Below are 6,394 nucleotides of genomic sequence, written 5' to 3'. Positions count from 1 at the left end.
CAATGCATCCTGACCCTAGCCCATATTCAGCCCGGGAAACCGCAGCAGAACGCTTATGTCGAGCGCTACAATCGGACGGTCCGGCACGAGTGGCTGGACCTCCACATCTTCGAAACCATCGACCAGGTGCAGCAGATTGCCACCGAGTTTCTCTGGTCCTACAAAAACGAACGCCCCAACATGGGCAACGGCGGGATGACACCCGCCCATAAACTGAAGATGGCCGCGTAAATTCTACGACCAAGCCCCCGCAAAAACGGGGGGATTACCTGAGTAGCGGACCAGCTCGCTGATTTCACCCCCATCGGGCGCGTAAATGTTCAGGATCATCGTTGGCTGTCGGGGCGACAGACCGGGATCATTGGTGGAATACATGACAAGAACATATTCGCCGCTGCCCCGATCAGCGTCGAAGTCCCATCATTCTCAATCGCTCGTCCGATTTCCCATCGGGAACGGCAGATGCACCGCATCATGTTTCGAGAACCGGTCCTATCGGTATCCTTACAGGGACTGTGTCCTGATGATCTGGATCAGTCCTTGCGGCCCATAAGCTTGCCATATTTGGTCAGGAACAGATCTTCGCCCTTCATCTTTCGGGTCACCCAGTCACCCGCGGTGAATGCGACGAGGAAAGAGTTTCCGCGTTCGGGGCCAAGCGGCACGAGGATCGGCGCCTTGGCTCCCCAAGGCTTGTAGGGTTTCATCCGCTCAAGAGCCTTTCCCTGCACCAGCGCTTTCAAGGTCCGTTCCAGCCAGGGCAATTGCCGGCTGGCGGCAACGATGGTCATGGCGTCGCCTGCATCGCTAACGTCGCCTGCGGCAAGGACATTGGGCAAGGATGACGGGCGCATCCACGGATCGGTCCTGATCCGCTGCGCCGTGGATTTCTGGACGCCCGGCAGGCTTTCCAGCAGCTGCGAACTGGCGCGCGAGCCAATCGCCGGAAAAATTAGATCGAAGCTATGCTCCACCCCGCCCAGCGTCAGACTGCCCGCATGGGGCTCGGCCTGGCTGGCCAGAGCCTCTGCGCGCGTGCCAAGGATCAGTGTGACGCCCATCTTGCGCAGTTTGTCTGCCAAAGACCGGCCCAGCTTTCCGGGAACAGCCGGAAACAGCGCCGCATCCGAAGAGATCAGCGTGACCTGTTTGTCCGGCATGGCGCTGGCGATCTCTCCGGCGAGTTCGGTGCCGACGGCGCCAGCCCCGACGATGCCGATGGTCTTTGCGGCCTTGAGCTGCGCATGGATGCGTTGGTTGTCGGCGCGCAGCCCGGCAATGTCCGCCCCTTCGGGCTTGAACGGCATGGCGTTGGAGGAGCCGGTCGCGACGATGATCCAGTCGGCCTCGACCCGCTGACCGTCTTCCAGCGTGACCCCGTTCGCGTCGATGCCGGTGGCGCGCGTGCAGATCCGTCGGCCCTTTTCCAGCAGCCCGTCATAGGGGATCAGGGCGCGGTCCAGCAGCGTTGGATCCACCACCGCCCGGATCATCGCCGGGGCATGCACGAAATGGCTGCGCGGTTCGATCAAGGTGACATCGGCGCTGCGTTCCAGTGCCTGCGCAAGCGGCGCGCCTATATAGCCGCCCCCGATAATTGCGATGCGTTTGGACATGTTTGCGATCCTTCACTGATCTGTGGCGGTTTGCTGCGCAATTGGGGCGCCAGCGTCCTGAATGTCAGGCGTGCGGGTATGGCCGAAAGACATCTGCTTGCGTGGGGCAGGGGTCTCAAAACGTCGATGGGCGGGGCCCATGCCGGACGATATTGCGGCGCTGCGCCGGGGCTCGGGCATCTTGTCGGTGAAAATGCCTTGGCTCGCCATGCGGCCTTCGGTTCCATCTTCGGCCATGACAGTGCCGTTGTTGGCCGCAAGACAGAGCGGAACCGGCCACGACCCATAGGCCCGCCCGGCGATGTCGCCGATGGCCGCCACGATAGGATCGTTGCGCAGATCGCCAGCGCGGTCTGGGCGTCCGGTGGGGGTCATGGAGCGGTCCCTTTCGTAACTTGCCCTGCTTTTGCGATCTCGAGGAGCGTGCAGTGGCGCTGGGCCCGCTGCGGGAGGGTGATGAAGTTAGCTTAGTATATAGTGTGACGCAACTTGTGGAACAAGTGTTCCATTGGTAGGGTTTTCGAACAGCCAGCATTGGTCAGGAGCCCCATGACAGATCCGCGCGTCGAACGAACCCGGCAGGCACTGTTTTCTGCGCTGGATGAGCTGCTTGCCGAAATGCCTTTTGGCGAGATCAGCGTCAGCGCCCTTGCCAAACGTGCGAACGTTGGTCGGCAGACCCTGTACAGGCATTTCGACAGCATCGGGGCCATGGTCGACGCACGCATGCAGTTTGGCATGGCCGAACAGATCGAGCTCGCCCGTTCCAGCGAAGGAAACGAGGCAGACTGGATGCAACAGGTCGCCCTTGTTGCCTGCGAGCGCGTCGCCGCGCAGCCCCATATCTCGCGCGCAATCCTGAGCGGAGAGGCGGGGCAAGATGCGCTGGCGTCCATGCGCGCGCAGCTTGTCGCCTTGCGCAGTGATGCCCCCAATGATCCGCTTGAACATGTTCCGGCAGATCTTCAGGGCTTTGTCGCGAGCTTCTATGCGGGGGCCGTTGCTGCGGTGCTTCTGCATTGGACCGAGGCGGGATGTACCCCCGATGCCGAAACCATGAGCAGGGTCATCGCCCGGCTTACCGCGAACGTGCCGACGGAATGGGGGGAAATCATCCGATCAACCGGCTGACGGTTGCCCATCGCGCGGATCGTCCTTCAGCGGCGAAGCCGCGTCATGGCGCGTCAGCTGTCGTTCGACGCGCCCAGACCGTTTGCAGTTTGGCCAAGCCCTTAACCGTCACGCCTGCGCAGGCTGTGCGCCAACCGCTTCGCGCCGGTCACCGCGTCGCCTTGTAGCGACCAAGTTTGTGTGAGGCCCTCCATAATGATCAGCAGCTCGGTCTCATGCCCGGGCAGACCGGTCGCGGCGGCGGCGCGATGAGCCACCTCGCCCTTGTGGCGCTGGAGCATCTCGCGCAGTCGGGAGCTGCCCGGATCGGCCGCCACAGCGCCGTGAAACAGGCAGCCATGCGAGGTTTCGCGCGCCATCCACGCCCCGATACGGTCGATCAGCGCATCCAGTGCCGCGTCTGGCGCCTCTGGCAGATCGTCGAACAGCCGCGCGAGGTAACGGGTGTGGCGATGTTCCAGCGCCGCCAGCACCATGTCGGCGCGCGATGGCAGGTATTTGTAAAGCGTGCGCAGGCTGACGCCCGCCGCGTCGCGCAGATGCTCGACGCTGGGTTCGGCAAACCCCCGGGCGGCAAAGGCGCGCTCGAGCCCGGCGGCAATCTTGATCATCGTATCGGTCATGCTTGACGGTGTAGAGTGATCTCTCTACCCACGCAAGTAGAGTAAACATTCTACCTGACGGAGCGATGCCATGACACTCCCCAACACGATGAAGGCGATGGTTCTGACCGGCCATGGTGGCCTCGACAAGCTTGAGTGGCGCGAAGACGTGCCGGTGCCGCGCCCCGGCGTGGGCGAGGTGCTGATCCGGGTCGGCGCTTCAGCGCTCAACAATACCGATGTGAACACCCGCACCGGCTGGTATTCCAAGGCGGTGCGCGGCGATACCAACGCTGCCGGGACCACGGGCTATGACGGAGCCTCGGATGCCGATGGCGCATGGTCCGGCGCGCTCAGCTTTCCGCGCATTCAGGGCGCCGATTGCTGCGGCAAGATCGTCGCGGTGGGCGAGGCGGTGGACAAGGCTCGCATCGGCGCGCGAGTGCTGGTGCGTCCGATGCACCGGCCTGCGGGCGGGGACGCAAAGGCGCTGGTGACTTTCGGCTCAGAGCGCGACGGTGGGTTCGCGCAATTCACCACGGTGGACAGCGCTCATGCATTGCGCATCGACAGCCCGCTGTCGGATGTCGAACTGGCGTCGTTTCCCTGCGCCTTCTCGACCGCCGAGGGCATGATCCAGCGGGCAGAGCTGACGGCCGAGCGGGTGCTGATCACCGGCGCGTCTGGCGGGGTCGGTTCGGCGGCGGTGCAGCTTGCCAAGCGGCGCGGTGCCCATGTGACGGCGGTGACCAGCCCGGGCAAGGCATCGGCGCTTGAGGCGCTCGGTGCCGATGTCGTTCTCAGCCGGGATGGTGCCTTGCCTGCCGAGGCCTTCGATGTCGTGCTGGACCTCGTTGGCGGCCCGCGCTGGCCTGCGCTGCTTGACGCGCTGGCGGTTGGCGGGCGCTACGCGGCGTCGGGGGCGATCGCAGGGCCGATTGTCGAGCTGGACCTGCGCACGTTCTACCTCAAGGATCTGACGCTGGTCGGCAGTACCCGGCAGGCGCCGGAGGTCTTCACCGATCTCGTGGACTATATCGAACGCGGCGAAATCCGGCCCATCCTTGCCGATACCTACCCGCTGCGCGAGATGCGGGCGGCGCAGGAGGCGTTTCTCGGGAAAACCCACATGGGCAAGATCGGCATCGAGATCACGGGCTAACGCGATTGCACGCGCAGAGGGGGGCGACGCCGCGCCATGTCCTCGCCCCGCAGTCCGGCATCGTTTCCGGCAAATGGTAATCCCGAGGGGTAAGGAACAGGTCTGGGCGGTGCGCGATGAGCCGTCAGAAGTGCCGCCGCGCAGGGGGCGAAGGCCGCGCCCGGAACAGGGTACGCTTTCCCATCTCTGGCAGTTGATTGGCCGCAAAAGGGCAGGGGGCACAAGATCTCAGAGGCTTGCCGAGCGCCTGCCTAAACATCTCAGTCCGCGAAACGCTCTGATCGCGCATCCTTGCGGTTCTTGCATCGTCGGTCCCATCACCCTGATCGGGCGGCGAGGGACAGCTGCGCTTTGTAGGCTTCCAGTCTTGCGTTGGCGTTGGTGTCGACGATCAGGATGATCGCCAGCATGGCGATGGTCGTGATGAGGCTCGCCCGCCAGTGCGCAAACGTCAGGACGGGGATCAACAGCGCGCAAAGCGCGATGATCAGCGGAAATACCCTGAAAACGGCGATGCGGTAATCGTTCAACACCTTGTCGGCGCGGGCGATCTCGGATGCGATGAAGCCCGAGGCGTCGGTGCTGTGGGCCAGTGGAACGCTGGTCAGCCGGGCTTGGTTGGGGATGAACAGCCCAAGCCCGAGGATCAGCAGCAGCCCGCCCGCAACCAGCATCGGGATGACATAGGCTTTGGCCACATCGGTTTTTCCCCAGTGCCAGAACCCCCAGCTTGCCAGAAGAAAGGACAGGCCGAAAAGGATGAAGACAACGGAAGAGAGTGTCTCGGCCTTTGTCCAGTCCGTCGCTGTTTTCAAGATATCCATGGGTTTCCTCTCTTCAGCAGGTGTGGCGCTGGGGATGATGGGCGACGCTTGGCCCCGTCTTTGCCCGGTCATGACAGCCTTACAGGTTCCAGTTGAACCCGGTGTCCTGTTCCGAGCGCTCCCATAGCCTGACCATGACGGGCTTGTCATGGGCGTAGGGTTCCAGCGGGGCTTTGCCGACCGGGCCCGTGAATCCCATACGGCCCGTGGGGCCATACAGCGCGCGCTGTTCCAGCCCGGTTTCGGTTGCGCACATGACTTCGGGATAGGCACCCTGTTCGGCGCTTTGCACCAGGGGCGTCTTGGTCATCAGCCACCAGGTGACCCGCGTCATCAGCCCACCGCTGGTGCTGATCAACGAGGTCGCCGACGAACCGGGGTGGCAGACGTGGATATCGACGTGTTTGCCGGCGGATTTTACCCGGTCCTGCAACTCGTAGGCAAACATCATCTGCGCCAGCTTGCTCTGGCTGTAGGCAGGATTGGCGCTGTAACCCTTGTCCCAGTTCATGTCATCGAAGCGGATCGTCCGCAGCCCCATCTTGTAGCCAAGGCTGGCCACGACCACGATCCGACCTTTCGAGTCTTCGATGCGATCGAACAGCATCCCGCACAGCAAGAAATGGCCGTAATGGTTGGTGCCAAGCTGGCTTTCAAAACCGTCCACGGTCAGTTTCCGCGTCGGCACCTGCGCAATGGCGGCGTTGCAGATCAGCGCGTCGATCCGCGGCACGGTGTTGAGCAGCTCTGTCGCCGCCGCGCGCACGCTGGCAAGATCGGACAGGTCCATGCGCACAAAGCTCACCTCGGCCCCGGCGCCGAAGTCTTGTTTCAGCTTGGCGATGGCCGCAGTCGATCGCTCGGCGCTGCGGTTCAGCATCACGATCCGCGCCCCCTTCGACAGAAGAATCCGCGCCGCCTGAAACCCGGCTCCGGCATTGGCGCCGGTGATGAGATAGGTCTTGCCTGCCTGCGGGCCGAGGCGCTCGGGCGTCCAGCCTTTCGGTCCGAATGTGGTATCTGCCATGTCGTGGGTCCTTCTAAAAATGTGGCTGTGCG

8 protein-coding genes are annotated in these 6,394 nt (G+C 63.3%); 3 read left to right on the top strand and 5 right to left on the bottom strand.

Translation table 11 applies throughout. The features are described from left to right. Positions 1–231: integrase core domain-containing protein (locus tag KO516_RS22035; protein WP_216005936.1), on the top strand; the 231-nt coding region annotated here is incomplete at its 5' end. 302 nt (positions 232–533) lie between these two features. Here KO516_RS22035 and KO516_RS22030 read toward each other — a convergent pair. Further along, entirely contained in the window at positions 534–1,616 is a 1,083-nt protein-coding gene (locus tag KO516_RS22030; protein ID WP_216005935.1) for an NAD(P)/FAD-dependent oxidoreductase, read from the bottom strand. Positions 1,617–1,628: 12 nt separating this feature from the next. Then, positions 1,629–1,991, bottom strand: a complete 363-nt coding sequence (locus tag KO516_RS22025) for a hypothetical protein (RefSeq protein ID WP_216005934.1) — start codon at positions 1,989–1,991, stop codon at positions 1,629–1,631. Positions 1,992–2,165: 174 nt separating this feature from the next. Between KO516_RS22025 and KO516_RS22020 the strand changes: the two genes are divergently transcribed. After that, positions 2,166–2,747 (top strand): TetR/AcrR family transcriptional regulator, encoded by a 582-nt coding sequence (locus KO516_RS22020; protein ID WP_216005933.1) that lies wholly within the window; start codon positions 2,166–2,168, stop codon positions 2,745–2,747. 101 nt (positions 2,748–2,848) lie between these two features. On the opposite strand, the gene KO516_RS22015 is transcribed toward KO516_RS22020, so the two are convergent. Then, complete coding sequence (locus KO516_RS22015; RefSeq protein ID WP_252737799.1) at positions 2,849–3,358, bottom strand: TetR/AcrR family transcriptional regulator; 510 nt, start codon at positions 3,356–3,358, stop codon at positions 2,849–2,851. A gap of 82 nt (positions 3,359–3,440) precedes the next feature. On the opposite strand from KO516_RS22015, the gene KO516_RS22010 reads away from it, so the two are divergent. Continuing rightward, complete coding sequence (locus tag KO516_RS22010; RefSeq protein WP_216005931.1) at positions 3,441–4,511, top strand: alcohol dehydrogenase family protein; 1,071 nt, start codon at positions 3,441–3,443, stop codon at positions 4,509–4,511. Between the two features lie 317 nt (positions 4,512–4,828). Here the strand turns inward: KO516_RS22010 and KO516_RS22005 are convergent, their stop codons facing one another. Continuing rightward, the gene (locus KO516_RS22005; protein WP_216005930.1) at positions 4,829–5,335 is read right to left on the bottom strand and encodes a hypothetical protein; all 507 of its coding nucleotides are present in this window, start codon (positions 5,333–5,335) and stop codon (positions 4,829–4,831) included. 79 nt (positions 5,336–5,414) lie between these two features. After that, positions 5,415–6,362 carry an SDR family oxidoreductase gene (locus KO516_RS22000; RefSeq protein ID WP_216005929.1) on the bottom strand — a complete coding sequence of 316 codons (948 nt, stop codon included), beginning with the start codon at positions 6,360–6,362 and terminating at the stop codon, positions 5,415–5,417. Positions 6,363–6,394: the final 32 nt, after the last annotated feature.

It is taken from the genome of Citreicella sp. C3M06, from assembly GCF_018860705.1.
In the GTDB taxonomy this organism is placed as follows: Bacteria; Pseudomonadota; Alphaproteobacteria; order Rhodobacterales; family Rhodobacteraceae; genus Salipiger.
This window is presented reverse-complemented; position numbering and strand designations above follow the sequence as displayed.

Coding starts and splice junctions, on each gene's coding strand:
- KO516_RS22030 (WP_216005935.1), bottom strand. CDS start 1,616: ATGTCCAAACGCATCGCAATTATCGGGGGCGGCTATATAGGCGCGCCG.
- KO516_RS22025 (WP_216005934.1), bottom strand. CDS start 1,991: ATGACCCCCACCGGACGCCCAGACCGCGCTGGCGATCTGCGCAACGAT.
- KO516_RS22020 (WP_216005933.1), top strand. CDS start 2,166: ATGACAGATCCGCGCGTCGAACGAACCCGGCAGGCACTGTTTTCTGCG.
- KO516_RS22015 (WP_252737799.1), bottom strand. CDS start 3,358: ATGATCAAGATTGCCGCCGGGCTCGAGCGCGCCTTTGCCGCCCGGGGG.
- KO516_RS22010 (WP_216005931.1), top strand. CDS start 3,441: ATGACACTCCCCAACACGATGAAGGCGATGGTTCTGACCGGCCATGGT.
- KO516_RS22005 (WP_216005930.1), bottom strand. CDS start 5,335: ATGGATATCTTGAAAACAGCGACGGACTGGACAAAGGCCGAGACACTC.
- KO516_RS22000 (WP_216005929.1), bottom strand. CDS start 6,362: ATGGCAGATACCACATTCGGACCGAAAGGCTGGACGCCCGAGCGCCTC.